Below are 26,894 nucleotides of genomic sequence, written 5' to 3' on the forward strand. Positions count from 1 at the left end.
TCATCCTTATGAGTACTGAAACGCTGGGCCACACGCCGCTCATCGCTTTGCTCGGCAATCCCAATTGCGGCAAGACAGCGCTGTTCAACCGCCTGACCGGCTCGCGCCAGAAGGTCGCCAATTACGCCGGCGTCACCATCGAACGCAAGGAAGGCAGCTTCACCTCGCCCGCCGGCCGCGCGTTCCGGGTGCTGGACCTGCCGGGCGCCTACAGCCTGTCGGCCACCACGCCCGACGAAGCGATCACGCGCGATGTGGTGGCCGGCCTGCGCCAGGACGAGCAAGCCCCCGACACCATCGTGTGCGTGGTCAGTGCCACCAATTTGCGCCTGAACCTGCGCCTGGTCCTGGAGATCAAGCGCCTGGGGCTGCCCATGGTGCTGGCCCTGAACATGGTGGACGTGGCCAAAAAGCGCGGCATCGAAATCGATACCGCGCGCCTGTCCCAGGAACTGGGCATGCCGGTCGTGGAAACGGTGGCGGTGCAAAGCGGCGGCGAAGCGGCCCTGCTGGCCGCGCTCGACCGCCTGCCGCCCGGCGCCAGCGCCAAGGCCCTGCCACTGTCGGCCATCGACACGGTATCGGTGGAACAGACCCAGTCCGAAGTGCGCCGCATCCTCGACGCCGCCACCAGCCACGCCCACGACACCGGCAACCTGACCGAGCGCATCGACGACGTCATCCTGCATCCCGTGGCCGGGCCCCTGCTGCTGGCGGCCATCATGTTCCTGGTGTTCCAGGCCGTGTTCAGCTGGGCCGCCGTGCCGATGGAAATGATCACCGGCGGCGTGGACGCCATCGGTGGCTGGCTCAGTGCCAACATGGACGAGGGCATGCTGCGCAGCCTGCTGGTCGAAGGCATCCTCGGTGGTGTCGGCAGCGTGCTGGTGTTCCTGCCGCAGATCGTGATCCTGTTCTTCTTCATCCTGGTGCTGGAAGACTGCGGCTACCTGCCGCGCGCCGCCTTCCTGCTCGACCGCATGATGGGAGGGGTCGGCCTGTCCGGCCGCGCCTTCATTCCGCTGCTCTCGAGCTTTGCCTGCGCCATCCCCGGCATCATGGCCGCGCGCACCATCCAGAACCCACGCGACCGCATCGTCACCATCATGATCGCGCCCCTCATGACATGCTCGGCGCGCCTGCCGGTGTATGCGCTGATCATCGCCGCCTTCATTCCCCAGCGCGAGGTGGGCGGCGTGTTCAACCTGCAGGGCCTGGTGCTGTTCGTGCTGTACTTTGCCGGCATCGCGGCGGCCATGGCGGTGGCCTGGTTCATGAAGCGCAGCATGGGCAGCAAGCGCAACCAGCCGCTGATGCTGGAACTGCCAAGCTATCACTGGCCGCACCTGCAAAACCTGGCCATGGGCCTGTGGGAGCGGGCCAAGATCTTCGTCATGCGCGTCGGTACCACCATCCTCACCCTGATGATCCTGCTGTGGTTCCTGTCCACCTTCCCCGGCGCACCGGAAGGCGCCACCCAGCCGCCCATCTATTACAGCGTGGCCGGCATGCTGGGCCGGGCCCTGGCCGTGGTGTTCGAGCCGATTGGTTTTGGCTGGCAGATCTGCATTGCCCTGGTGCCCGGCATGGCCGCGCGCGAAGTGGCCGTGGGCGCCCTCGGTACCGTGTATGCGCTGTCGCAGACGGGCGACGAGCTGGCGACCTCGCTCACGCCCATCATCGCCCAGTCGTGGAGCCTGGGAACGGCCCTGTCGCTGCTGGCCTGGTACGTATTTGCCCCGCAGTGCCTGTCCACCCTGTCGGTGGTCAAGCGCGAAACCAACAGCATGCGCTATCCGCTGCTCATGGCCGGCTACATGTTTGCACTGGCCTACGTGGCCTCACTGCTGACCTATCACATCACCATGGCATTGACGGGGAGTTGAGATGATGGAAAACCTGATCGTGGCTGTGATTGTCGGCGCATCGGCCCTGTATGCCGGGCGCAAATACCTGCCCGCACGCCTGTTCGGCAAGGCGGACGAAGGCTGCGCCAGCGGCTGCGGCGCGTGCAAGTCGGGCTGCGACACGCCGTCCGAAGCGGCGCCGGCGCAGGGCCCTTCGCGCCGGGTGATCCCGATCCGCAGTCACTGAGCGGTCCCCGCGGCCGGCTGCGCCAGGCCGAGTTTTTCCAGCAGGCGGCGGGCGTCGCGCGGCGCCTTGACCTTGATGTCGTTGTCAAAGTAGCAGAACACATCGCGGCTGGCGCGCCTGGGCGCGGCCTTGCCCGATATGAGGCGCGCATCGTCCGGCTGTGATCCGGCGCTCCAGGCCTGGATGCGCGCGGCCCAGCGATCCAGCGCCTGCTCCGTGTAGCCGCTTGCGTACAGTTCCTTGTCGCCGTGCAGGCGCAGGTACATGAAGTCGGCGCACACATCTTCAAAGTAGGGCCAGTTGCCGGCCGTGTCGGCCACCACCAGCGCCACCTTGTACTTGCGCAGCAGCGCGATGAAGGCTTCATCGATAAAGCTGTCATGGCGAATTTCCACCGCGTGCCGCAGCTTGCGCTTCCTGTCCACTTCCAGCGCCACCTTGCCATCCATGCGCGCCTCGTGCCGGCGCGCCAGCGCCAGGCCTTCCTCCGTATCGTGCGGCAGCAGGCTGAGGAAATGCTCCATGAGCGCGGGATCGAACTTGAAATTGGGCGGGAATTGCCACAGGAAGGGGCCGAGCTTGTCGCGCAGCCCGAACACGCCCGAGGCCAGCACGTTGGCCACCGGCCCGTCGATATCGCGCAGGCGCCGCGTGTGGGTGATGAAACGGTTGCCCTTGACGCTGAACACGAAGCCCCTGGGCGTGGCCGCATACCACGCGGCGTAGCTGGCCGGCTTTTGCAGGGCATAGAAGGAGCCATTGAGTTCGATCGAAGGCAGCTGGCGCGACGCGAACGCCAGTTCGTCATCCTGGCGCAAGTCGTCCGGATAGAACACACCGCGCCACGGCTCGTAGCGCCAGCCGGAGATGCCGATGTAGATTTTTCCCATGCGCTCACGATACGGCCGGCCGCCGGCGCCCTCTGTTCGGCAGCGAACGCTGCAGGTTTGCGCCACGTCAGCGTGCTTTCCACGTGGAAATATAAAGTGGGGTTCTTTGTGCACCGGGGAGCATTGCATGGATCTGATTGGCCAGCTGCGCGACAGTGTGGACGGCGCCACCGTCATTGCCTTGCCGGCCGTCCCGGCGCTACCCATTGGACTGCAGGAGCATGACCTGTCCCTGCGCGGCTTCAATGTCAGCATCGGCGCCGGCTGCGCCCTGGCGTCGCTGTTCGCGCTGCTCGAAGGAGCCGGCATCACGCTGGCCGGCGAAGCGGTGCCGGTTACGGTGCTGCGCCTGAAGATATGCCTGACCAACAGCAATGGCACCGTGGCCAAGCTGCTGTTTGACGGCCTGCCCGACGCCGCCGGCGTCCTGCACGGCACCGTCAACGGCCAGGGCGTGTTCGCCCGCGCCGCCTTTGCGCGCCAGCTGCGCCAGTGGGTCAGCCTGCAAAAGGAGCTTGCCGCCGCCTGACGCCCCTACAGCGGGTGGAATGACTCGGCACGCGCGATTGGCCAGTACATGCCGAACACGGGCGGCAACCGGTCAAGCCGGCTCGCATCGAGCAGTTCGCCGGGCTGGAGGTAGGGCAGCAGCGCCGACGCCAGTTTTACCTGGTTGTGCGACACGCGCCGCACCACGTGGTGCGGCTTGAGCTGCGATGGATGGGTCAGGCCGGCCGCCGCAATCAGCTCCGCCAGCGCCTTGACGGTATTGCGGTGATAGTTGGCCACGCGCGCGATCTTGTCCGGCACGACCAGCGCATGCTGGCGCAGTTCATCCTGGGTGGCCACGCCGGTCGGACAACGGTCGGTGTGGCAGGTCTGGGACTGGATGCAGCCAAGCGCGAACATGAAGCCGCGCGCCGAATTGCACCAGTCCGCGCCCAGGGCGATGGTGCGCGCCACGTCGAACGCGGTAATGATCTTGCCGGCCGCGCCGATCTTGATCCTGTCGCGCAGGCCGGCGCCCACCAGCGTGTTATGCACCATCAGCAGCGCCTCCTGCAGCGGCACGCCGACATGGTCGGAAAACTCCACGGGCGCCGCCCCCGTGCCGCCTTCGCCGCCATCGACCACGATAAAATCGGGCACGATGCCGGTGGCCAGCATGGCCTTGACGATGCCAAAGAATTCCCAGGGGTGGCCGATGGCCAGCTTGAAGCCGGTCGGCTTGCCGCCCGCCAGATTGCGCAGCCGTTCTATGAACTGCATCATCTCGATCGGCGTCGAAAAGGCGGAATGCATGGGCGGCGAAATGCAGTCGATCCCGGGAACGACACCGCGCGCGGCCGCGATTTCGATACTGACCTTGGGTGCGGGGAGGATTCCGCCCTGGCCCGGCTTGGCGCCCTGCGAGAGCTTCAGTTCGATCATCTTTACCTGCTCCAGGCCCGCATTGGCGGCAAAGCGCTCTTCGGAAAACCCGCCTTCGGCGGTGCGGCAGCCAAAGTAGCCAGAGCCGATTTCCCACACCAGGTCGCCGCCATGCTCGCGGTGATAGCGGCTGATGCTCCCTTCGCCCGTGTCGTGCATGAAGCCGCCCAGCCGCGCCCCGCCATTGAGTGCCAGGATGGCATTGGCCGAGAGCGAACCGAAACTCATGGCTGAAATGTTGAAGACACTGGCGCGATACGGCTGCGCGCGCGGGCAGTCCGGATGGTTGCCGATCTCGATGCGGAAATCCTGGTCCGCAATCACGGCCGGTGCGATCGAGTGGTTGATCCATTCATAGCCGTCGGCGTAGACATCGAGCTGGGTGCCGAAAGGGCGCTTGTCGGTATCCTGCTTGGCGCGCTGGTAGACGATGCTGCGCTGGTTGCGCGAAAAGGGCGCCGCTTCCTGGTCGCCTTCGAGGAAGTACTGGCGGATTTCGGGCCGGATCGATTCAAGAAAATAGCGGAAGTGCGACAGGATCGGATAGTTGCGGCGCAGGGCGCGCTTCTTTTGCAGCAGGTCGGCAATGCCCACCACCGCCAGCGCGCCGCTTGCGGCCGTGACCCACCAGCCGGGACCGGCCCCATGCCACGCCTGCCATGCCGACCAGGGGCACACCAGGGCCGCGATGATCAAGGGAGAATAGCGTGGTGCGAACAATCTCATTAACAGGCTCCGTGGCGCATCGCTGGCAACAATGCTAAGCTAGCGCGAAAATCTCAAAGGCGACACCATGATCATAGTCCATCATCTGAACAACTCCCGCTCGCAGCGCATCCTGTGGCTGCTCGAAGAGCTGGGCCTGGATTACGAGATCAAAAAATACCAGCGCGACGCCAAGACCATGCTGGCGCCGCCGGAGCTGCGCGCCGTCCACCCGCTGGGCAAGTCGCCCGTGATCACGGATGGCGAGCACACGGTGGCCGAATCAGGCGCCATCATCGAGTACCTGATCGAGCGCTACGGCAAGGGCAGATTCATCCCGGCTGCGGGTACGCCGGAAAAGCTGCTGTACACCTACTTCCTGCATTATGCCGAAGGCTCGGCCATGACGCCGCTCCTGATGAAACTGGTGTTTGACAAGGTCGCGACCAGTCCCATGCCGTTTTTCGCCAAGCCGATCGCCAAGGGCATTGCAGGCAAGGTCAAGTCGAGCTACATCATGCCGCAGATTGTCCAGCACCTGGCCTACCTGGAGTCGGAACTGGGCAAGCGCACCTGGTTCGCGGGCGAAGAATTCACCGGGGCCGATGTGCAGGTGAGCTTTGTGCTCGAAGCGGCGGCCGCGCGCGGCGGCCTGGGTGCGCAGTATCCGAAGCTGGACGCCTTCCTCAAGCGCATTCACGCCCGGCCGGCCTACCAGCGCGGCCTGGAACGTGGCGGGCCGTACGAACTGATTAAATAAAGCGCGATGGCCAAGCTGCTCGCCATCGATGGCCTGAACATCGTGCGGCGCGTGTATGAGGCCAGCGCCGACGAGGACTCGCCCGAAAAGGCCGCCACCGCCCTGCGCCACGCACTGTCGTCGTTTCGCAACCTGCTCGCCGCGCATTCGCCCACCCATGTGCTGGCCGCGTTCGATCATGGCGGCCCGACCTGGCGCCATGCGCTGTACCCGCGTTACCGCGAGCAGCGCGCGCCCATGCCATCGTTCCTGCGCGAGGCGCTGCCGGGCTTTCACGACAGGCTCGCTGCCGAAGGCCTGCACGTGCTCATGCTGCCGGACGTGGAAGCCGATGATGTGATCGGCACCGGTGTGCTGCGCTGGCTCTCCGAGGGCAGGGGCGAAGCCATCATCGCCACCACCGACAAGGACCTGCATGGCCTGGTGGCCCAGGGGGCGCTGGTGTGGGATCACTTCAAGGGCGAGTGGCATGATGATGCCTGGGTGCGTGCCAGATTTGGCGTGGCGCCCGAACTGCTGGTGGACCTGCTGGCGCTGATGGGCGACGCCACCGACGGCGTGCCTGGTGTGTCCAAGGTGGGCATGAAGACTGCTGCGCGCCTGCTCAATTCCTACGGCAGCCTGGAGGCGGTCATGGCCGGTGCCGGCATTTTGAAAACGCCGCTCGGCGAACGTTTGCGCGCCGAGCGCGAGACCTTGTACCTGTCGCGCCGGCTGGTGGAACTGAAAACCGATGTGCGCCTCGGCGTCACATGGAATATGCTGGCCTACCCGGGCAGGGTCGAGGCGCAGGGAGAACAGGCATGCTGAAAGCGGTGATCGTCGATGCGAGCGCGCTCTCGCGCGGGCTGCTCAATACGGTACTGACCGATGGGGGCTACGACGTGGTTGGCCAGAGCCACACCAGTAGCCAGGGTTTCGCCCTGCTGCAAAAATACCAGCCGCAGCTTTTCTGCATCGCGCTCGAACAGATGGAAGACGGCAGCGGCGTGGTGGAGCAGATCCGCGCCCAGTATCCCAAGACGCTGGTGTTCATGCTCTCCGGCGCGCTGGACGCGGCCACGCTGCAGGCGGCGCTGGCGCGCGGTGTGAATGGTTTCATCGTCAAGCCGTTCAGGGCCGATGCCGTGCTCAAGACCATCCGCGCCACCGTGCTGGCGCTGGTCAAGCGCCAGCAGGCGCAGTCCTAGCGCCGGCGTGGGAGCCAGTCTCAGGCGGCAGGCGCGGAGCCGGCAATGATGCCGCCGCCCAGGCACACGTCGCCGTCATACAGCACGGCCGACTGTCCCGGCGTGACGGCCCATTGCGGGTCGGTAAAGGCGAGGGCGAACTCGCTCATGCCTTCGGCATCGATGCGGCAGGCCACGTCCGACTGGCGGTAGCGCGTCTTGGCAGCCATGGCGCGCGGCGACGGTGCAGTCCCGGCCACCCAGCTGGCCTGGTCGGCGCGCAATGTGCCCGACAGCAGCCATGGATGGTCATGCCCCTGCACGATCCACAGCGTATTGTTCTCGATATCCTTGCGCGCCACGTACCAGGCGTCGCTGCTGCCATCGTCATTTTTGTATTTTTTCATGCCGCCCACGCCGATGCCCTTGCGCTGGCCCAGCGTGTAGAACGACAGGCCCACGTGCTCGCCCACGACAGTGCCGTCGTCGGTCTTCATCGGTCCCGGCTTGTACGACAGGTAGCGGTTGAGGAAGTCGCGGAACGGCCGCTCCCCGATGAAGCAGATGCCGGTCGAATCCTTTTTGGCGGCATTGGGCAGGGCCAGCCTTTCGGCGATCCTGCGCACCTCGGTCTTGGGGATGTCGCCCAGCGGGAACAGGGTCTTGGACAACTGCGCCTGGTTCAGGCGGTGCAGAAAGTAGCTCTGGTCCTTGGTATGGTCCATGGCCTTGAGCAGCTCAAAGGCGCCGTTCCGTTCGCGCACGCGGGCATAGTGGCCGGTGGCGATCAGGTCCGCGCCCAGGTGCATGGCATGGTCGAGGAAGGCCTTGAACTTGATCTCGGCATTGCACAGCACGTCCGGATTGGGAGTGCGGCCGGCCTGGTACTCGCGCAGGAATTCGGCAAACACGCGGTCCTTGTATTCGGCCGCGAAGTTGACCGCTTCAATGTCCACGCCCACCACGTCGGCCACGCTGGCCGCGTCAATCCAGTCCTGGCGCGACGAGCAGAATTCCGAATCGTCGTCGTCTTCCCAGTTTTTCATGAACAGGCCGATGACTTCATAGCCTAGTTCCTTGAGCATCCATGCCGCGACCGACGAGTCCACCCCGCCCGACATGCCAATCACGACCTTCTTTTTGGCCATTACCGTGCTTCCGTGTTCATGACAGGTGTTGCGCTTGCGTTCTGGGGAACAGCAAGGTCCATCACCAGACCGCCGTGTAATACCGAGGGATCGGTAAACAGCAGCTCCAGCGGCGCGCGCCGGCCCTGCAGATAGTCGTCCACGCACTGCAGCACAATGGGGCTGCGGTGGCGTTCCGGGCAGGCAGCGATTTCGTCGCGCGTCATCCACAGGGTGCGCAGGATGCCTTCGTCGAGCGGCATGTCATGTTCGGTGCCAGGCACGCCGCAAAAGGTAAAGCGCAGGTACGTCACATCGGTGCCGCGCCGCTTGGAGCGGTAGCGCGACATGTACATGCCCACCAGCGCATGCGGCGTGAAGTCGTGGGCTGTCTCTTCCAGCACCTCGCGCACCACCGCCTGCTCCAGTGTTTCGTACGGATCAAGATGGCCGGCCGGCTGGTTGATGCGGATGCCTTCGCTGGTTTCTTCCTCCACCAGCAGGAATCGGCCATCACGCTCGATGATGGCGGCAACGGTTACGTTGGGTCTCCAGGTATGCGGCATGGGGGTCCTCAAAAAAGAGCCGTCATTTTACCTTGGCGCGCCGATACACGCCCAAGTCACGGAACAGCATATTGATCTGATACAAGAAAACAGCAAAAAACGCCCAGTCTGCAACACAACCGGTTTGAAAATCGAGGATGGCATCTAGAACGAAATGGTGCCACTTCCGCTTGAAGGTTTCCGTGTAAGATTCTAGCCAGTTTATTAATTTAGGAGGCGTTCATGAGAATAGGCATACCGGCCGAAACGCGGCCGGGCGAGACCCGTGTTGCTGCCACCCCGGAGACGGTCAAGAAGCTCGCAGCGAAGCACCAGGTCATCGTGCAGTCCGGCGCAGGCGTGGCCGCATCGGTGGTCGACGAAGCCTATGTCGCCGCCGGTGCCACCATCGGTACTGCGGCGGACAGCTTCGGCTGCGACGTCGTGCTCAAGGTACGCGCACCGAATGCCGAAGAGCGCGCGCTGATGAAGCGCGACGCCGTCCTGATCGGCATGCTCAATCCATTCGACGCCGAGAACATCGCCGCCATGGCCGGCGCCGGCCTGCAGGCCTTTGCACTCGAAGCGGTGCCGCGCATCACGCGTGCCCAGTCGATGGACGTGCTTTCCTCCCAGGCCAACATTGCCGGCTACAAGGCGGTGATGGTGGGCGCCAATACCTACCAGCGCTTCATGCCCATGCTGATGACGGCCGCCGGCACCGTGAAGGCGGCGCGCGTGCTGATCATGGGCGTGGGCGTGGCCGGCCTGCAGGCCATTGCCACGGCCAAGCGCCTGGGCGCGGTGATCGAGGCGTCCGACGTGCGCCCGCCGGTCAAGGAGCAGGTGGAGTCGCTCGGCGCCAAGTTCCTGGACGTGCCTTATCTGACCGACGAGGAAAAGGAAATCGCCAAGGGCGCGGGCGGCTATGCGCGCGCCATGCCGGCCGACTGGATGCGCCGCCAGGCCGAACTGGTTCATGAGCGGGCCAAGCTGGCCGACATCATCATCACCACCGCCCTGATTCCCGGCCGCGCCGCGCCGGTCCTCATTTCCGAGGAAACCGTCAAGGCCATGAAGCCAGGTTCCGTCATTGTCGACCTGGCCGTCGCGCAGGGCGGCAACTGCCCGCTGTCCGAATTGAACAAGACCGTCATCAAGCACGGTGTCCACATCGTGGGCGAGCCGGACCTGGCCACGCTGGTCGCAGCCGACGCGTCGGCCCTGTATGCACGCAACGTACTGGACTTCCTGAAGCTGATCATCGACAAGGACGACCAGCTGGTGATCGACCGCGAGGATGAAATCCTCAAGCCGACACTGGTCTGCGCCGGTGGCGAAGTGCTGCGCAAATAACAGTGCCGGCATGCGCGCCGCCGCCCGCACCGGCGGTGACGGCCGGTGCAGGCTTTACCGGCTAAAAAATAGAATTGAAAAATCGAACAGGGAGGGCATCATGGATCTTGCAGTCAGCCACACCATCATCAATCTGATTATCTTTGTGCTGGCCATTTACGTTGGCTACCACGTCGTCTGGACCGTCACCCCGGCCCTGCACACCCCGCTCATGGCGGTAACCAATGCCATTTCGGCCATCATCATCGTGGGCGCCATGCTCGCTGCAGGCCTGACCACCGGCATCATCGGCCAGGTCACGGGCACCGTCGCGGTGGCGCTGGCGGCGGTCAATGTCTTTGGCGGCTTCATGGTCACCCAGCGCATGCTGGAGATGTTCAAGAAGAAGGAACCAAAGGCCAAGCAGGGAGATCACGCATGATGAATTTCGTCACCATGAACATGGTCACCATGTTCTACCTGATCGCGTCGGTCTGCTTCATCCAGGCGCTCAAGGGCCTGTCGTCGCCCGCCACTGCGCGCCGCGGCAATGCCTTTGGCATGATCGGCATGGCCATTGCGGCCGTGACGACGCTGCTGCTGATCATGAAGCTCAAGTCGATGGCCGCACCGGACGGCGGCCTGGGCTACACCCTGGTGCTGATCGGCGTTGTCGTCGGCGGCGGCATCGGCGCTTTTGCCGCCAAAAAGGTCGAAATGACCAAGATGCCGGAACTGGTCGCGGCCATGCACTCGCTCATTGGCCTGGCCGCGGTGTGCATCGCCATTGCCGCCGTGTCCGAGCCATACGCCTTCAGCATCGCCAGGCTGGGTGAAGCGCTGCCGTTCGGTAACCGCCTGGAGCTGTTCATCGGCACCTTCGTGGGCGCCGTCACCTTTTCCGGCTCCGTGATCGCCTTTGGCAAGCTGTCGGGCAAATACAAGTTCCGCCTGTTCCAGGGTGCACCGGTCAGCTTCCCCGGCCAGCACATGATCAACCTGGGCGTGGCCATTGCGATCATCGCGCTGGGCCTCGTGTTCTGCTTCGCGCCGGGCGTGGAGCCGGCATGGACCCCGTTCATCATCATGGCCGTGCTCTCGTTTATCCTCGGTGTGCTGATCATCATCCCGATTGGCGGCGCCGACATGCCGGTGGTGGTGTCCATGCTCAACAGCTACTCGGGCTGGGCCGCCGCCGGCATCGGCTTCTCGCTCAATAACTCCATGCTGATCATTGCCGGTTCGCTGGTGGGCTCCTCCGGTGCCATCCTGTCCTACATCATGTGCAAGGCCATGAACCGCTCGTTCTTCAACGTCATCCTCGGTGGATTTGGCGGCGACGCCGCTGCTGCCACCGGCGGGGCGCAGGAACAGCGCCCGGTCAAATCCGGTTCGGCCGATGACGCGGCTTTCATCATGGCCAATGCCGAATCGGTCATCATCGTCCCGGGCTACGGCCTGGCGGTGGCGCGTGCCCAGCACTCGCTCAAGGAACTGGTGGAAAAGCTGACCCACAAGGGCGTGAGCGTGAAGTATGCGATCCACCCGGTCGCCGGCCGCATGCCCGGCCACATGAACGTGCTGCTGGCGGAAGCGGAAGTGCCTTACGACCAGGTATTTGAAATGGAAGACATCAACGGCGAATTCGGCCAGACCGATGTGGTGCTGGTCCTGGGCGCCAACGACGTGGTCAACCCGGCGGCCAAGGATCCCAAGTCGCCGATTGCCGGCATGCCGATCCTGGAGGCGTACAAGGCCAAGAGCATCATCGTCAACAAGCGTTCCATGGCCTCGGGCTATGCAGGCCTGGACAATGACCTGTTCTACCAGGCCAATACCATGATGGTCTTCGGCGACGCCAAGAAAGTCATTGAAGCGATGGTCAAGGCGGTCGAGTAAACGTCGCCTGTCGACACGAGGCGCGCCGCTCCGCAAGGTCCGGCGCGTTTTTTTCAATGGAAGTCTCGACGCCTTATGCCTGCTGACTTTTACACATCACCCTGTTATGCTTCAGCAACTTTCCGCTGGGTTGCATGATGAAAAAAATTCTCCTGTTGCTTGTTGCAGTCGCAGGTCTGGCCGGCGCCTTGTTTGCCGGCGCCGGCATGCTGGAGCGCTCGCGCATAGGCACGCCCCTGCCCACCGCAGCGGTGGTCCAGGGGCCCGACATTGACCAGGCCGCGCTCATGCGCGATTTGCACACGCTCGCGTCGCCCGCCTACGCTGGGCGCCGCACCGGCAGCGAAGGCAGCAAGCTGGCCCAGGCCTACATTGCCGGGCGCTTTGCGCAGATAGGCCTGGCCGCCTTTGGGGACAGCTATGCCATGCCGTTCTCGTTCACCGACGAGGGCGAATCGGGCCCCACCAGCTATCGCTCGGCCACCAACCTGGTGGGGCATATCAAGGGAACGCTGCATCCGGAGCGCGTCATGGTGATCTCGGCGCACTATGATCATCTGGGCGTGCGCTCCGGCGTTGTCTACCCGGGCGCGGACGACAATGCCTCCGGCGTGGGCGCCATGCTGGCCATCGCCAGCTACTTCAAGGCCAATCCGCCGCAGAACACGATCGTCTTCGCCGCATTCGACGCCGAGGAAATCGGACTGCGCGGCGCGCGTGCGCTGCTCAAGGCGCCGCCGTTCCCCATCGAACAGATCAAGTTCAACCTGAACCTGGACATGGTTGGCCGCAACGACAATAACGAGATATTCGCAGTCGGTACCCGCCACCGGCCGTCACTTAAGCCCATGGTGGCCGGGGTGGCCGCAGGCAGCGCGCTCAAGGTCAAGCTCGGCCATGACAAGCCGACCCTGCTCGCCGGCGGGGTGGAAGACTGGACCCACAGCTCCGACCACGGTCCCTTCCACGCGGCCGGTATTGCCTTCCTGTACTTTGGAGTGGAAGACCATGCCGACTACCATGGTCCCGGCGACACGGCCGACAAGATCAAGCCGGCGTTCTATGGCGAAGCCACGCGCCTGCTGGTACGCATGGCGGCAAAGCTGGACCAGAACCTGGAGAGCATCAGGTAGCGCTGCGGCCTGCCTGCTTTACCTGATTGCGCCCGCTGTTCTTGGCGTCATACAGGGCATGGTCCGCGTGCGACAGCGATTCCGACAGGCCGCCTTCGAGCTGGGCCAGGCCGATGCTGATGGTGATGGTCAGGGCCACGCCGGTTGATGTGCTGACCGGGAAATCGGCCACCGCGCGGCGCATGCGCTCGGCCACGGCGCGCGCGGTTTCGGGCATGGCGTCCGGGAACAGCAGGCCAAACTCCTCGCCACCGACGCGCGCGACATAATCGGACGAACGCGCAGCCTGCGCGATGACGGCCGAGACGGCGCTGAGCACCTCGTCACCGACGGCGTGGCCATGCTCGTCATTGACCTTCTTGAAGTGATCGATATCGGCAATGCCCACCGTGATGGGCGCGCCGCTGCGGCGTGCACGTGCCAGCATGCGCCCTGCCTCGGCCTCGTAGGCGCGGCGGTTGGGCAGGCCGGTGAGGGTGTCGCTCATGGCCTGGCGTTCCAGCTGGGCCAAGAGGGCCGCGTTCTTCGCCTCGGCCTGGCGCCGCTGGCGCAGGTCTGCGATAAAGGCGCCGAAATAGCGCACCGTCCCCACCACGCCCAGGTCGAGCGCCTTCATCTCGACCGGGATCATTTCGCCAGTGCGGTGGCGGATCACGAATTCGCGCGCACCACCGAGCAGGTCGGCCGCATAGGCTTTTTCGAGCAGGGTGGAAAAGGAGGCGCCGTGATGATTGCTGAACGATTCCGGCAGCAGGCCGGCGAGCGGCTGGCCGATGGCTTCACCGGGGGCGAAGCCGCACAGGCCCTGCATGGCGCAATTGAGGTAGCGGATCGCGCCGTCGTCGTCGACGACCACGACGGCATCGAGCGACTCCTCGATGAGGCGCGAAACGATGGCGATGGGCAGGGTATCGATCATTGGCGGTACAAGGTGGTTTGCTGGTGCCTCATTCTGGCACCAGTGATGAAAATGTGCCGCCCGTTTCGGCGGCGCCGGGCGCGCCGATGCAGCCTAGCGCCGGCCGAAAATCATGACATCGGCCAGCAGGCTGCGCGCCGGTCCCACGGCATCCAGCATCCCCAGCGACAAGCCCAGCAAGGCCTGCACCGGGCCGGCGCTGGCAAAGGCGCGCGCCATGGTATCGGTCAGGCCCACCAGCAGGCGGCGGTCGGCGCGCCGCTCGTCGTGAAAGCGCGCCAGCGCCGCCGGTGTGGCATCGCGCGCCAGCAGCCGCGCCAGCACGGCGGCGTCACGCAAGCCCAGGTTCAGGCCCTGGCCGGCCACCGGATGCAGCGTCTGCGCCGCGTTGCCGACGCAGACCGTGCGCGCCGTACCGCTTGCCCCGGCATTGAGTCCAAGCGGGTAGGTGGCCCGTTCGCTGGTGGCTGTAAAGCGTCCCAGCCGCGTGCCAAAGGCGTCCGACAGGCGCGTCAGGAATGGGCCGTCCGCCAGTTCCAGCAGTGTCCGGGCAGTGTCGGGCCGCACGCACCAGACCAGGGCGTATTGGTGGCCGTCGGTGCCGTTCTGGGGCAACAGCGCCAGCGGCCCTTCGTCGGTGAAGCGCTCAAAGGCGCGGTGCGCTATCGGCGCGCTGGCACTCACGCGCGCGATCACGGCGCTTTGCTGATAGTCGCGCGTGCGCTCCTTGCCTTCCTGGGCGCCAAACACGCCGCCTTCGGCCTGCACCACCAGCTGGGTGTCGATTTCGCGGCCATCGTCAAGCGTCAGCATGACGCCGTGCGCATGCTCCAGCTGGCCGCTGATGCGCGCCGGCCGGATCGCCGCCACGTCGGCGCGCTCGCAGGCCTCGGCCAGTGCTTTGACGAGTTCACCGTAACGCGTCACGTATCCCAGCGCCGGCAAGTCGTGTTCGCGCCCGTCGATCAGGCTGCGGCCAAAATGGCCGCGGCGCGAAATGTGGATCTCCTCGATGGCCGTGGCGGGAACCGGCCAGGCGCCGATGTCTTCGAGCAGCAGGCGGCTGCCGTAAGACAGCGCAATCGAGCGCGGGTCGGTCATGGCCGCGCCCAGCGCCCTGGCATCGATCAGCGCGATGCGGGCCGGGTCCATGCCGCGCCTGGCAAGCAGCGCCGCCAGCGCCATGCCCACCGGGCCGGCGCCGCAGATGGCAATCTCCGTCATGCCTGCCTCATGGTCTGTTCAATGTCGGCCACGGTCTTGGGCGCAGCTGCGCTCAGGATGCTGTGGCCGTCGGCGGTAATGAGCACGTCGTCTTCGATGCGGATGCCGATATGCCAGAACTGCTCCGGTACGCCTTCGGCGGGCCGCACGTAAATGCCAGGTTCCACCGTCAGCACCATGCCGGCTTGCAGGGGGCGCGAGGGACGGTCCTCCACTGTCACGTCGCGATAGGCGCCCACATCGTGCACGTCCAGGCCCAGCCAGTGGCCGGTGCCGTGCATGTAGAACTGCTGGTGGGCGCGGTCGGCGATCACGTCTTCGGCGCTGGCGTACCTGGCGCGCGAAATCAGGCCGGTGTCGAGCATGCCCTGGGCCAGCACGCGCAGCGCGGCATCGTGCATGGCGGTATAGACATTGCCGGGGCGTGCCTGCGCCAGTGCCGCGCCCTGCGCGGCCAGCACCAGCTCATAGAGGGCGCGCTGGGGGCCGGAAAAGCGGCCGTTGACGGGATAGGTACGGGTAATGTCGGAAGCGTAGCTGTCCAGCTCGCAGCCGGCGTCGATCAGGATCAGGTCACCATCGCGGCTTTGCGCGCTGTTGACGTTGTAGTGCAGGATGCAGGCATTGGCGCCGGCGGCCACGATCGGCGTATAGGCCGGGAACTGGGCACCATTGCGGCGAAATTCGTGCAGCAGCTCGGCCTCGATTTCATACTCGAACATGCCGGGGCGCGAGGCGCGCATGGCGCGCGTATGGGCCGCGGCCGAGATGGTGGCGGCGCGCAGCATCAGCGCCTGCTCGCCATCATCCTTGAACAGGCGCATTTCATCGAGCAGCACCAGCAGATCGTGTGCCACGGCCGGGGCAGTGATGCCGGTGCGCGCGCCGCGCCGCACATTGTGCAGCCAGGTTTTCATCTGCATGTCGAGCGTGGCGCTGTGGCCAAGCGCGTAATACACGGCGGGCGCATTGGCCAGCAGGCGCGCCATCTCGCCGTCGAGGTCTTCGATGGGAAAGGCGGCATCGAAGCCAAAAGTGACCATGGCGCCGTCCGGGCCGTGGCGAAAGCCATCCCAGATTTCGCGTTCCAGGTTTTTCTGGCGGCAGAACAGGATGCTCTGGGCCGCCTTGTCGCCTTGCGCGGCGACCAGCACCAGCACGCTGTCGGGCTCCGTGAAGCCGGTCAGATAATAAAAATAGCTGTCGTGCCGGTACGGGTAGTCCGTGTCGCTGTTGCGCGCCGCTTCCGGCGCTGTAGGCAGAATCGCCACCGCGCCCGGCACCATCTGTGCGCATACCCGCGCGCGGCGCGCGGCAAATGCGCTCATGGCGCCGCCTTTGCCGCGGGACCGCGTGGCGCGTTCAGTTCTTCCAGCTGCGCCACCGTGCCCACATTGACCCAGGGGCCTTCATACAGTTCGCCGCCCACCTGGCCCTTGTCGCAGAATTCGCGCATCAGCAATCCCAGCTTGGCGCTCTCGCCCGGGGTGATCCCCTTGAACATCTCCGGGCGGTACACGCCGATGTTGGAGAAATTCCATTTCGGTTCGCCCTCGTTGGACAGCGCGAACATGTTCAGCGCAAAGTCGCCCTTGAGGTTGTGGAAGGGGTTGGGGGTGAGGTACAGCCAGCACACATCGCGCTTGTCCGGCGCGTGCGGGATGCCGATGGCGTCATTGTCGGGCAGGACATCCTTGACCTGCTCGAAGTCGAAGTAGGGGCAGTAAATGTCGCCCGAGAGCACCAGGAACGGCGCCTCACCCAGCAGGTGCAGGGCGTTGGCAATGCCGCCGGCGGTCTCCAGTGCCTTTTCCTCGCGCGAGTAGGCGATCGTGGCGCCGTACTTGCTGCCGTCGCCCAGCTCTTCCTCGATCATGTGGCCCAGGTGCGCGTGGTTGATCACAATGTCGGTGATCCCGGCCTTGACCAGGTTCAGGATGTGCCACACGATCAGCGGGCGCCCGCGCACCTTGAGCAGCGGCTTGGGGCAGGTGTCGGTCAGTGGCCGCATGCGCTCGCCGCGGCCGGCGGCCAGAATCATAGCTTTCATGGGTGCCTTGGAATCAGAAAGTGTAGCCCACCTGCGGCGCCTTGTCCTCGAACGTGTCGAGCAGGCGCACCAGGGGCTTGAGCACCGCATAGCGGTTGCAGGTCTTGCGCACATAGTCGGCCACCGTGGGCAGGTCGCCCATGTAGCCGGCCTTGCCGTCGCGGTAGTTCAGGCGGCAGAAAATGCCGAGGATCTTGAGGTGGCGCTGCAGGGCCATGAACTCGAAATCGCGGTAAAAGGTGTCGATGTCGGGATTGACGGGCAGGCCCACCTGCTTGGCGCGCTGCCAGTAGCGTACCACCCAGTCCAGCACCACTTCCTCGTCCCACTGGATATAGGCGTCGCGCAGGAGCGAAGCGAGATCATAGGTGACGGGGCCGAACACGGCATCCTGGAAGTCCAGCACGCCGGGATTGCCCTGGTCCAGGAACATCAGGTTACGCGAATGGAAATCGCGGTGCATGAATACCTGCGACTGCGCCAGGCAGTTGCCAATGATGGCTTCGAAGACGGTGTCGAGCTGCTTGCTTTGCTCCTCGCTCATGGTAATGCCGAGATGCTTGCCGATATACCATTCCGGAAACAGGTTCAGCTCGCGCACCAGGAAGGCGCGGTCGTACTCCGGCAGCTTGCCCGGTTCGCTCGCCAGCTGGAACTTGATCAGGGCATCGACCGCGTCGGAATACATGAAGGGCGCATTGTCCACGTCCAGGCGCTGCAGGTAGGTGGTGGTGCCCAGGTCCGACAGCAGCAAGAAGCCGTTCGGCACATCCTGGGCCACGATGGCCGGCACCGTCACGCCTGCTTCAAGCAGCAGGGCTTGCACGTGCAGGAAGGCCGGCACGTTCTCGCGCTCGGGCGGCGCGTCCATGGCAATCAGGGTCTCGCCCAGCTTGGCGCGCAGGGCCGGCTCGACGTCGAGCCGGAAGTAGCGGCGAAAGCTGGCGTCGCTCGAAGCGGGACGGCGCGAGCCGACCTGGACCAGCCCGAGCGTATCGAGCCAGGCGGTTAACTGGGCCAGGCGCTGGTCGGGTGTGGCGGACGGTGGAGTGGATGATATGGATGACATGAAGCGAGCCCTGGAAACCGGTGAAAGGTGAAGATTCCCATATAATAAGGGATTCAACCCAAAAAATCGCCTGCCATGGTGTTTCCCCCTGTTCCTGCATGAGCTGGTTTTCGGCTTCCCCCTCTTCCCAGCGCTGGGCGTACGCCCTCGGCGCCCTCGTGACCGCCTCTGCGGTGCCGGCGCTCGCCCAATTGCCGCAGGTGGCGCAGGTGCCGCAGGTGGCGCAGGTGCCGTCACCGGCCGCCGCCGGCGCGCTGCAAGAAAGCGCGCCGACCATCTATGTGCAGGCCGAAGAAATCACCGGGCGCCCGGACCGCCAGGTGACGCTCGAGCGCAACATCGAACTGGTGCGGGGCGGCACGCGCGTGACGGCCGACAGCGCCTGCTTCAATATTGTTGAAAATCAAGTGACGGCCCGTGGCAATGTTGACATGCAACGTTTCAACGACCGCTACAAGGGCGACGAGCTGCAGCTTAATTTATCTTCCGGCAAGGGCTACGTCTTGCGGCCCCAGTACCAGATGGAGCTCAACAATGCACAGGGCGGGGCCCGCCGCATCGACTTCATCAGCGACGAGGAAGCGCTGGTCACGGACGGCACCTACAGCACGTGCGAGGGTACCAATCCCGACTGGTACCTCAAGTCCTCCACCCTGCGCCTCGATGCCGGGCGCGACGTGGGCGTGGCCGGCAAGACCGTGGTCTATTTCAAGGGCGTGCCGATCCTGGGCACGCCGGCCATGTCGTTCTCGCTCTCGGGCGCGCGCCGCTCCGGCTGGCTGCCGCCGATTCCCGGCTTTAGCGCCGGCCGGGCCGAAATCGTGGTCCCCTACTACTTCAACATCGCACCGAACCGCGACCTGACGCTGTACCCGCGCTTCATGTTCGAACGCGGCCTGCAAATTGGCGCCACCGGCCGCTACATCGGCGAGACGGCGGGCGGCACCTATGGCGGCCAGACCCATGTCGAGGTACTGGCCAATGACAAGAAGACCAACACCGACCGCTGGCTGGTGCGTTCCACCCACGCCCAGACGGTCGCTCCGGACTGGTCGTATGGCTGGAACCTCAACGGCGCCTCCGACGATGACTATCCGAGCGACTTTTCGCGCTCGGTGGCCACCAGCGCCGAGCGCCAGCTGGTGCGCGAAGTGCGCACCGACCTGCGCGGCAGGTACTGGACCATGGCCGCGCGCGTGCTCAATCACCAGGTGCTGCAGGATCCGGGCGCGGCCACCGATCCGTCGCTGACGGTGCCGCGGCCCTACGACAAGCTGCCGGAAGTGCTGTTCCAGGCGGGCCGCTACGATGTCAAGGGCTTCGACTGGGGCTTCAATGCCGAGGTCACGCGCTTTTCCCACCCCGACCGCTCGCTCGTCACCGGCAACCGCGCCGTGACCGTGTCGCAGGTGAGCTATCCGATCGTGCGCCCGGGCTTTTACGTCACCCCCAAGGTCATGCTGCATGCCAGCGCCTACCAGCTGGACCGCGCCCCGGCGGGCAGTCCCAATTCGCTGTCGCGCACCCTGCCCACCTTTTCGGTCGACAGTGGCGTCACCTTCGAACGTGCGGCGCGCCTGTTTCAGCGCCCGGTCACGCAAACGCTCGAGCCGCGCCTGTTCTACGTCTATACGCCCTACAAGGACCAGAGCCAGTTCCCCCTGTTCGACACGGCCGAACCGGGTTTCAATTTTGCCCAGATCTTTGCCGAGAACCGCTTCATCGGTTCCGACCGCGTGGCCGATGCCAACCAGCTGACCGCCGCCGTGGTGTCGCGCTTCCTGGAGCCCAACGGGTCCGAGCGCCTGCGACTGGCGCTGGGCCAGCGCTTCTACCTCAATGAGCAGCGGGTACAGCTCGATGAACGGCGCCGTGACGAAAGCCGCTCCGACGTGCTCATGGCTGCGTCGGGCCGCATTTCCGAAAACTGGAGCGTGGACAGCGCAGTACAATACAATGCGAGCAGCAGCAGTGTTGTCAATGCCAATTACGGCGTGCAGTGGACGCCCGGGGCCAAGAAAGTCGTCAACGCCGAGTACCGTTTCGTGCGCGATGAAATCAAGAACCTGGAGCTGTCGTCGCAGTGGCCCCTGTCCAAGCGCTGGTATGGCGTGGGGCGGGTGAGTTATTCGCTGTCGCGCCACAAGACGCTCGAGAGCCTGATCGGCCTGGAATACAAGGCTGACTGCTGGGTGTTCCGCATGGGCGCGCAGCGCTTCGTGGTCACCACGCGCAATACATCGACACCGATTTTTTTCGAGCTTGAGCTCAATGGCCTGTCCAAACTTGGTACCGGCAACCCGCTCGAGTCGTTTTACCGGACCATTCCCGGCTATTCGCGCCTCAATCCGGGCGCTGGCCGCTAGGCCGGACTTTGGATTTTTTTATTCACCTGAATAAGTGCTTCCCAGATTATGCGTAAAATCAGTATGCACCCATTGAACATCGCAGCGCTCCTGCTGTGCGCTGCCGTTGCCGGCAATGCCTCGGCCCAGGCCACGCCTGCCGCCGCGCCGGCCAAGCCCGACAGCGGCTTCATTCCCCCGGCCTCGAACACGGGCAATGTGATCGACTCCATTGCCGTCGTGGTCAATGATGAAGTCATCACCCGCAATGAAGTGGCCCAGCGCGTGGCCGCCATCGAGCAGCGGCTCAAGGCGCAGAACGCGCAGATGCCGGACGCCGCCGACATGCGGCGCCAGGTGATCGAAGCGATGATCGTCGAGCGCGCCCAGTTCCAGCTGGCCAAGGAGATGGGCATTCGTCCGGTGGATGACACCCAGCTTGACCGCGCCATCGGCCGGATCGCGGAAAACCAGAAAATGTCGGTGCAGGACATGCGCAACGCCATGGAAAGGGAAGGCATGTCGTTCGCCGCCTTCCGTGAAGAGATCCGCAACGAGATCACGCTGCAGCGCCTGCGCGAAAACGAAGTCGATAACAAGATCCAGATCTCGGAAGCGGAAGTCGACACCTACCTGGCCGCCGAGCAGGCCGCCAATGCCGACAAGTCGGAAGTGAACATCTCGCAGATCCTGGTGCGCATCCCGGAGAACGCCTCGCCCGAGCAGATCGCCGCGCGCAAGGCACGCGCCGACGAAGTGTCACGCCAGCTGCGCACCGGTGGCGATTTCGCCAAGCTGGCCGGTACCTACTCCGAGTCCGGCGACGCGCTGCAAGGTGGCGCCATCGGCTGGCGCGACCCGGACCGTCTGCCGCCGGTCTTTGCCCAGGCGCTGGCCAAGCTCTCGCCTGGCCAGAGCACACAGGTCATCCGCAGCACGGCCGGCTTCCACATCCTCAAGCTGGTGGACCGCCGCAGCTTGGCCGCCGAAGACGACAAGAGCATCGTGCAGCAGACGCGCGCGCGTCACATTCTGCTCAAGGTGACCCCGGCCATGACGGCGGAGGCGGCCAAGCGCAAGCTCACCGAACTGAAAGAGCGGCTCGACAACAACGCGGCCAAGTTCGAAGATCTGGCGCGCCTGGTGTCGACCGATGCCGCCGCCACCAAGGGCGGCGACCTGGGATGGCTGTACCCGGGCGACACCGTGCCCGAGTTTGAAAACGCGATGAACGCGCTCAAGATCGGTGAAGTCAGCGGCATCGTCGAGACGCCGTATGGCTTCCACCTGATCCAGGTGGTCGAGCGCAAGAGCGAAGACCAGTCCAAGGAAAAGAAGCGCGCTGCCGCGCGCCAGGTGATCCGCGACCGCAAGCTGGCCGAGGCCACCGAGGACTGGCTGCGCCAGGTGCGCGACCGTGCCTACGTCGAGTTTCGCGACGAGTAAAGCGTGATCGACGCAGTGGCGCGGCCCGCGAATCGTCCCAACATCGCCGTAACCATCGGCGAGCCGGCCGGCATCGGGCCGGAAATCTCGATCCGCGCCGCCTGGGCCATGCGCCATGAAGTTAACTGCGTGCTGGTGGGAGACGCGGCCTTTCTGGCGCTGACTGCCAGCCTGATCGACCCTGCCATCAAACTGGCCGCGCTGTCGATGCAGGCGCTGCGCAACAATGGCCTGCCGGATTTTGGCGCCGGCCGCGTGGCCGTGGTGGATGTGCCGCTGGCCGCGCACGTGGTGCCCGGGGTGCTGGACCGTGCCAATGGCCGCAGCGTGCTGGCCACGCTGGATGTGGCCATCGAAGGCACGCGCGCGGGCTGGTTTCACGCCATCGTCACGGCGCCGCTCCAGAAGAGCACCATCAATGACGCCGGGGTCCCGTTTTCCGGCCACACCGAATACCTGGCTGAGAAGACCGGCACCGCGCAGGTGGTGATGATGCTCTCCGGCGCCACCAGCGCCTTGCCGGCCGGCGCGCCGCTGCGGGTGGCACTGGCCACCACGCACCTGCCGCTCAAGGATGTCCCAGCGGCGATCACGCAGGAAGGCTTGGCGCGCGTGATCGACATCGTCCACGCCGACCTGCGCGACAAGTTCGGCATTGGCGCACCGCGCATCCTGGTCACGGGGCTCAATCCCCACGCAGGCGAAAATGGCTACCTGGGGCGCGAGGAGATCGACACCATTGGTCCCGCGATTGCGGCGGCGCGGGCGCGCGGCATCGATGCGCGCGGACCCTATCCGGCCGACACCCTGTTTCAGCCGCGCTACCTGGAAGACGCGGACTGCGTGCTGGCCATGTACCACGACCAGGGCTTACCGGTGCTCAAGCATGCCACCTTCGGGCGTGGCGTGAATATCACCCTGGGCCTGCCGCTGGTGCGCACCTCGGTGGACCACGGCACGGCGCTGGACCTGGCTGCGCGCGGACTGGGACTGGCTGACGACGGCAGCATGATCGAAGCGATCCGGACGGCGCGTACCATGGCGCTCCACACCCAGCGCACCGGCCACTAAAACAATTTCCTCCCACCAGGGTCAGACCACTTAACAGCAGCAAAATCTATTTCCTTAAACCAGGGTCAGACCACTTAAAAGCAGCAGAATCAATTTCCTTAAACCAGGGTCAGACCACTTAAAAGCGCGAAAATCAATTTCTTCCTGTTCATGAGCCGCTCCGGCAGGCGAAAGGCTTGCACGGAATCCTTGCAGATCGGCTAATTATTCATGCTCGGGCAGCAGGCACGGGCTTGAACTGATCGCTTTGAGTGATCTGTGTTGGGGCGTGGCACTGAAAGCTGATACCTGCGCTGGACCAGTCAGAGAATGGCCGCAACCTGACTGCATTGTCTCCGGCGAGATGCACGCAAGCGTGCCTTGCTGCTTGTCTGACCGTGACAGTTAGAAATTGATTTTAGCGCGTTTAAGTGGTCTGACCCTGGCAGGAGGAAATTGATTTTTGCGCGTTTAAGTGGTCTGACCCTGGTGGTTGGAAACAAATCGCCAGCCAGCAAGTATCGTTAATCGCTAGAGAAAGCATATGAAACACGTCGCACGCAAACGCTTTGGACAGAATTTTTTGACCGACAAGTTCGTCCTCGATAACATCATCGACGCCATCGGCCCGCACAGCGGCGAGACGATGGTGGAGATCGGCCCCGGACTGGCCGCCATGACGGCGCTGCTGGTCCAGCGCCTCGATCACATGCATGTGGTGGAACTGGACCGCGATCTCGTCACGCGCCTGGAAAAGCAGTTCCCGCGCGAGAAGCTGACCATCCATTCAGGCGATGCGCTCAAGTTCGACTTCGGCCAGATCCCGGTGCCCGCAGGACGCAAGCTGCGTGTCGTGGGCAACCTGCCGTATAACATTTCCAGCCCCCTGCTGTTCCACCTGGCCGAATTCGCGCACCTGATCGAAGACCAGCATTTCATGCTGCAGAAAGAAGTGGTGGAGCGCATGGTGGCCGAACCGGGCAGCAAGGTGTACGGCCGCCTGTCAGTGATGCTGCAGTGGCGCTACGATATGTCGCTCCTGTTCATCGTGCCGCCAACCGCGTTCGATCCACCGCCGCAGGTGGAATCAGCCATCGTGCGCATGATCCCCACCCGCAATCAGCTGCCGTGCGACGCGCTGACGCTGGAAGCGGTGGTGCTCAAGGCTTTTTCCCAGCGCCGCAAGGTGATCCGCAACTGCCTGGCCGGCATGTTCACCGAAGCGCAGCTGATCCAGGCTGGCGTGGACCCGACCGACCGCCCCGAAGCGGTCGGCCTGGCGCAGTATGTGGCACTGGCCAACCTGCTCAAGCCTGTATAAGGCCCAGGGCCCGCGCATGGCGGGCCGCTCTTCCCACCTTTAGCTGCCGATGCGGCCACCGTCATTCTTGGTGATGACGATGGTGGCTGAACGCGGGCGCTTGCCCGGGCCGTAGCCGGCGTTCGATGGCCATTGGCTGGTGTATTTTGCCGGGTCGGCCAGGTTGGCCAGCGACGTGTTCTCGCCTGGGTGCTGGATATTGACGAACATGGTTTTGCCATCCGGCGTCTCGGCGATGCCGGTGATTTCGCTCCCCACAGGGCCGACCAGAAAGCGCTTGAGCGTGTCCGGCGCCGGCTTCTTGCCGATAAAGGTGTCCACCGCCAGCGGCGTGCCCGCGGCCCGCGGATAGGTGAGGGTGGCCTTGGCGCCGTCGCCCACGGTGCCGGGAATGGCCGCCAGCATCATGCAGTTGGTGACGTCGGTATAGGCGCCGTCGTCGGTCTGGATCCAGCAGATGCCGGTGTAGGGGCTGAAGGCCAGGCCGTCCGGGCTGGAGAAGTCCTGTTCCGCCGTCAGGGCCGACAGGTTGACCATGCCGCCGTCAGCGCCCGCTTCCGCGCCGAACAGGTACACGTCCCAGGTGAAGGCGGTGGCGGCGGCCGCGCCGCTGCCTTCCTTCAGGCGCAGGATGTGGCCATTGGGATTGCCGCGCTGGCTGCTGCTGGCCTTCATGTCGGTGTACGCGCGCGGGTTGGCGCTGTCCGGCGCCAGCTGCGAACTTCCGCTTGGCTCGGCGCTGCGGTTCGAGTTGTTGGTGAGGGTGTAGTACACCTCGCCGTTGGCGGGATTGACCGAACACCATTCCGGACGGTCCATGCGGGTGGCGCCAACCGCGTCGCCGGCCAGGCGCGCATTGATTGCAATGTCGCCCTGGTCGGCGAAGGCGTAAGCGGTGTAGCCAGCGATGGCCGGATTGTTCATGGCCAGTTCGATCCACTGGCCGCTGCCGTCGGCATTGAACCTGGCCACATACAGCTTGCCGCTGTCGAGGTATTTGTCGCCGGTGCTCAGGCGGTCGCTCGGGTTGGCGTCGGCGGCCGACCAGGTGGCGCTGGAGACGAACTTGTAAATGTATTCGTTGCGCGAATCGTCACCCATGTACACGGCCAGTTGCTGGCCGACGGTGGGAACGCTGAAGGCGGCGCTTTCGTGGGCATAGCGCCCCAGCGCGGTGCGCTTCTTCGGCACGGCCGCCCTGGTGTACGGGTCCATTTCGACGATGTAGCCCATGCCGTTCATTTCATTGCGGTAGTCGTCGGTGGCCGCCGCGCCCTTCTTGCTGATGTCCCAGCGTGCGTACTTGTCGTCGCTGCCGCCGGTTTCCCAGCCATGGCGCGAGGTGGCGCCCTGGTTGCGGCCATAGCGCTTGAGGGCAGCAACGCTCTTGTCGGCGCGCGCGGCGTCGTCGGTGGCGCTGCGCACAAAGTAGCCGGCCCAGTTTTCTTCGCCGGTCAGGAAGGAACCCCAGGGCGACTTGCCGGTGCCGCAGTTGTTCAGGGTGCCGCGGGTGCGGGTGCCGTCGCTGGAGAATTTGGTCGCCAGCAGGGCGTGGCCACGCGCCGGTCCGCTGATGGACATTTCCGTCAGCGGCGTGATGCGGCGGTTAAATGCCGACTCTTTCACGTACGACCAGGCGTTGCCGGTCTTTTTCACTTCGACGATGGCCACGCCGTGGGCGGCCACTTCCTTGTCCACTTCGGCGGCGGGACGCGGCAGGGTGGTGGTGCCGCCGTTTTCGTGCAGGAAGTGCGAGGACAGGCGCTCATCGGTGGTGGCCTCGTGGTTGATGGCCAGCAGACCGCGGTCGCTCACGCTGGTGGACGGGGTGCCGCTGGCCGACAGGGGGTAGAACTCCATGCCGTCATGATGGTCGCCGGCGCGGTTGTCGAAGTCGCCGTCGGTGCCGTCATTCTTGAAGGCCGGGGTGGCAGCGTTGATCGGGTCGCCCAGCGCGTACAGCACGGTGGCGGTATAGCCGGCCGGGACGGACACCGCATCGGCCAGGCTTTTTGAGACGGCGGTAAAGGCCAGCAGCTTCTCGGCAGGTGCCGGTGGCGCCGGCGGCGTGGGAACGGCCTTGTCGTCGCTGCTGCCGCAGCCGCTCAAGGCCAGCGCGCCCATGACGGCGCCGGCGCCACCGGCCAAGCTGCCGCGCAGCAGGCTGCGGCGGCTGATGCGCGCGGCCAGCACGGCGTCAAATGATTCGGTGGTGGAGGTATTGCAGTCGATGTCGTCGTGGTCAAGCAGCTTCGTCATGAGAATCCCGTGGGCAGTGTTTGGATGAGCAGACGGGATTCTAGGGAGCCTTGATGACTGGGCAGTGACTGCGCGATGACAGCTTTATGACAATGTTTCGGTTTGGCCGAAAAAAAAGCCCGC

General features: G+C 64.7%; 24 protein-coding genes. 14 read left to right on the top strand and 10 right to left on the bottom strand.

The features are described from left to right. The first annotated feature begins 8 nt into the window (after window positions 1-8). The gene (locus tag KY495_RS10485; RefSeq protein ID WP_219883571.1) at window positions 9-1,886 is read left to right on the top strand and encodes a ferrous iron transporter B; all 1,878 of its coding nucleotides are present in this window, start codon (window positions 9-11) and stop codon (window positions 1,884-1,886) included. Between the two features lies 1 nt (window position 1,887). After that, the gene (locus KY495_RS10490; RefSeq protein WP_219883572.1) at window positions 1,888-2,094 is read left to right on the top strand and encodes a hypothetical protein; all 207 of its coding nucleotides are present in this window, start codon (window positions 1,888-1,890) and stop codon (window positions 2,092-2,094) included. On the opposite strand, the gene KY495_RS10495 is transcribed toward KY495_RS10490, so the two are convergent. Next, complete coding sequence (locus tag KY495_RS10495; RefSeq protein ID WP_219883573.1) at window positions 2,088-2,984, bottom strand: DUF72 domain-containing protein; 897 nt, start codon at window positions 2,982-2,984, stop codon at window positions 2,088-2,090. The genes KY495_RS10490 and KY495_RS10495 overlap by 7 nt on opposite strands. 127 nt (window positions 2,985-3,111) lie before the next feature. On the opposite strand from KY495_RS10495, the gene KY495_RS10500 reads away from it, so the two are divergent. Next, window positions 3,112-3,513, top strand: a complete 402-nt coding sequence (locus tag KY495_RS10500) for a phage tail protein (protein WP_219883574.1) — start codon at window positions 3,112-3,114, stop codon at window positions 3,511-3,513. A 5-nt stretch (window positions 3,514-3,518) separates the two neighbouring features. Here the strand turns inward: KY495_RS10500 and KY495_RS10505 are convergent, their stop codons facing one another. After that, window positions 3,519-5,141, bottom strand: coding sequence for an FMN-binding glutamate synthase family protein (locus tag KY495_RS10505; RefSeq protein WP_219883575.1), 1,623 nt, complete (start codon window positions 5,139-5,141; stop codon window positions 3,519-3,521). 67 nt (window positions 5,142-5,208) lie between these two features. Between KY495_RS10505 and KY495_RS10510 the strand changes: the two genes are divergently transcribed. The 3 genes from KY495_RS10510 to KY495_RS10520 are packed head-to-tail and all read left to right on the top strand — an operon-like array spanning window position 5,209 to window position 7,070. Then, entirely contained in the window at window positions 5,209-5,880 is a 672-nt protein-coding gene (locus KY495_RS10510) for a glutathione S-transferase family protein (protein WP_219883576.1), read from the top strand. A gap of 6 nt (window positions 5,881-5,886) precedes the next feature. Further along, window positions 5,887-6,690, top strand: a complete 804-nt coding sequence (locus tag KY495_RS10515; RefSeq protein WP_219883577.1) for a 5'-3' exonuclease — start codon at window positions 5,887-5,889, stop codon at window positions 6,688-6,690. Continuing rightward, window positions 6,684-7,070, top strand: coding sequence for a response regulator (locus KY495_RS10520; RefSeq protein WP_219883578.1), 387 nt, complete (start codon window positions 6,684-6,686; stop codon window positions 7,068-7,070). Before KY495_RS10515 ends, KY495_RS10520 begins: the two co-directional genes overlap by 7 nt. A gap of 20 nt (window positions 7,071-7,090) precedes the next feature. Here the strand turns inward: KY495_RS10520 and mnmA are convergent, their stop codons facing one another. After that, window positions 7,091-8,197: a tRNA 2-thiouridine(34) synthase MnmA gene (mnmA, locus tag KY495_RS10525; RefSeq protein ID WP_219883579.1), complete on the bottom strand. Its 1,107-nt coding sequence runs from the start codon at window positions 8,195-8,197 to the stop codon at window positions 7,091-7,093. Beyond that, on the bottom strand, window positions 8,197-8,742 hold the full coding sequence (locus KY495_RS10530; RefSeq protein ID WP_219883580.1) for an NUDIX hydrolase: 546 nt from the start codon (window positions 8,740-8,742) through the stop codon (window positions 8,197-8,199). Before KY495_RS10530 ends, mnmA begins: the two co-directional genes overlap by 1 nt. Window positions 8,743-8,964: 222 nt before the next feature. Here KY495_RS10530 and KY495_RS10535 point away from each other — a divergent pair, with 222 nt between their 5' ends. From KY495_RS10535 to KY495_RS10550, 4 genes are all read left to right on the top strand, one after another. Next, entirely contained in the window at window positions 8,965-10,077 is a 1,113-nt protein-coding gene (locus KY495_RS10535; protein ID WP_219883581.1) for a Re/Si-specific NAD(P)(+) transhydrogenase subunit alpha, read from the top strand. A gap of 100 nt (window positions 10,078-10,177) precedes the next feature. Further along, window positions 10,178-10,498 (top strand): NAD(P) transhydrogenase subunit alpha, encoded by a 321-nt coding sequence (locus tag KY495_RS10540; protein ID WP_219883582.1) that lies wholly within the window; start codon window positions 10,178-10,180, stop codon window positions 10,496-10,498. Next, complete coding sequence (locus KY495_RS10545; protein ID WP_219884201.1) at window positions 10,498-11,955, top strand: NAD(P)(+) transhydrogenase (Re/Si-specific) subunit beta; 1,458 nt, start codon at window positions 10,498-10,500, stop codon at window positions 11,953-11,955. The genes KY495_RS10540 and KY495_RS10545 overlap by 1 nt, the downstream gene beginning before the upstream one ends. 137 nt (window positions 11,956-12,092) lie before the next feature. Then, complete coding sequence (locus KY495_RS10550; protein WP_219883583.1) at window positions 12,093-13,088, top strand: M20/M25/M40 family metallo-hydrolase; 996 nt, start codon at window positions 12,093-12,095, stop codon at window positions 13,086-13,088. Here the strand turns inward: KY495_RS10550 and KY495_RS10555 are convergent. The 5 genes from KY495_RS10555 to KY495_RS10575 form a co-directional block, all read right to left on the bottom strand. After that, window positions 13,081-14,007, bottom strand: coding sequence for a sensor domain-containing diguanylate cyclase (locus KY495_RS10555; RefSeq protein ID WP_219883584.1), 927 nt, complete (start codon window positions 14,005-14,007; stop codon window positions 13,081-13,083). The genes KY495_RS10550 and KY495_RS10555 overlap by 8 nt on opposite strands. A 93-nt stretch (window positions 14,008-14,100) precedes the next feature. Beyond that, window positions 14,101-15,231 carry an FAD-dependent monooxygenase gene (locus KY495_RS10560; protein WP_219883585.1) on the bottom strand — a complete coding sequence of 377 codons (1,131 nt, stop codon included), beginning with the start codon at window positions 15,229-15,231 and terminating at the stop codon, window positions 14,101-14,103. Continuing rightward, entirely contained in the window at window positions 15,228-16,559 is a 1,332-nt protein-coding gene (gene pepP / locus KY495_RS10565) for a Xaa-Pro aminopeptidase (protein WP_219883586.1), read from the bottom strand. The genes KY495_RS10560 and pepP overlap by 4 nt, the downstream gene beginning before the upstream one ends. After that, the gene (gene murU / locus KY495_RS10570; protein WP_219883587.1) at window positions 16,556-17,281 is read right to left on the bottom strand and encodes an N-acetylmuramate alpha-1-phosphate uridylyltransferase MurU; all 726 of its coding nucleotides are present in this window, start codon (window positions 17,279-17,281) and stop codon (window positions 16,556-16,558) included. The genes pepP and murU overlap by 4 nt, the downstream gene beginning before the upstream one ends. Before the next feature lie 13 nt (window positions 17,282-17,294). Then, window positions 17,295-18,350, bottom strand: coding sequence for an aminoglycoside phosphotransferase family protein (locus KY495_RS10575; RefSeq protein WP_219883588.1), 1,056 nt, complete (start codon window positions 18,348-18,350; stop codon window positions 17,295-17,297). Window positions 18,351-18,448: 98 nt separating this feature from the next. Here KY495_RS10575 and KY495_RS10580 point away from each other — a divergent pair, with 98 nt between their 5' ends. The 4 genes from KY495_RS10580 to rsmA all read left to right on the top strand — a co-directional run bounded on the left by KY495_RS10580 (window position 18,449) and on the right by rsmA (window position 24,512). Continuing rightward, the gene (locus KY495_RS10580; protein WP_219883589.1) at window positions 18,449-20,716 is read left to right on the top strand and encodes an LPS-assembly protein LptD; all 2,268 of its coding nucleotides are present in this window, start codon (window positions 18,449-18,451) and stop codon (window positions 20,714-20,716) included. Window positions 20,717-20,779: 63 nt separating this feature from the next. After that, on the top strand, window positions 20,780-22,141 hold the full coding sequence (locus tag KY495_RS10585; protein WP_219883590.1) for a peptidylprolyl isomerase: 1,362 nt from the start codon (window positions 20,780-20,782) through the stop codon (window positions 22,139-22,141). A gap of 3 nt (window positions 22,142-22,144) precedes the next feature. Further along, complete coding sequence (gene pdxA / locus KY495_RS10590; protein ID WP_229518573.1) at window positions 22,145-23,212, top strand: 4-hydroxythreonine-4-phosphate dehydrogenase PdxA; 1,068 nt, start codon at window positions 22,145-22,147, stop codon at window positions 23,210-23,212. Window positions 23,213-23,735: 523 nt separating this feature from the next. Further along, window positions 23,736-24,512, top strand: coding sequence for a 16S rRNA (adenine(1518)-N(6)/adenine(1519)-N(6))-dimethyltransferase RsmA (gene rsmA / locus KY495_RS10595; protein WP_219883591.1), 777 nt, complete (start codon window positions 23,736-23,738; stop codon window positions 24,510-24,512). Window positions 24,513-24,551: 39 nt separating this feature from the next. Here the strand turns inward: rsmA and KY495_RS10600 are convergent, their stop codons facing one another. Continuing rightward, window positions 24,552-26,771: a PhoX family phosphatase gene (locus KY495_RS10600; RefSeq protein WP_219883592.1), complete on the bottom strand. Its 2,220-nt coding sequence runs from the start codon at window positions 26,769-26,771 to the stop codon at window positions 24,552-24,554. Window positions 26,772-26,894 lie beyond the last annotated feature (123 nt).

Source organism: Massilia sp. PAMC28688, from assembly GCF_019443445.1.
GTDB lineage: Bacteria > Pseudomonadota > Gammaproteobacteria > Burkholderiales > Burkholderiaceae_D > Telluria_A.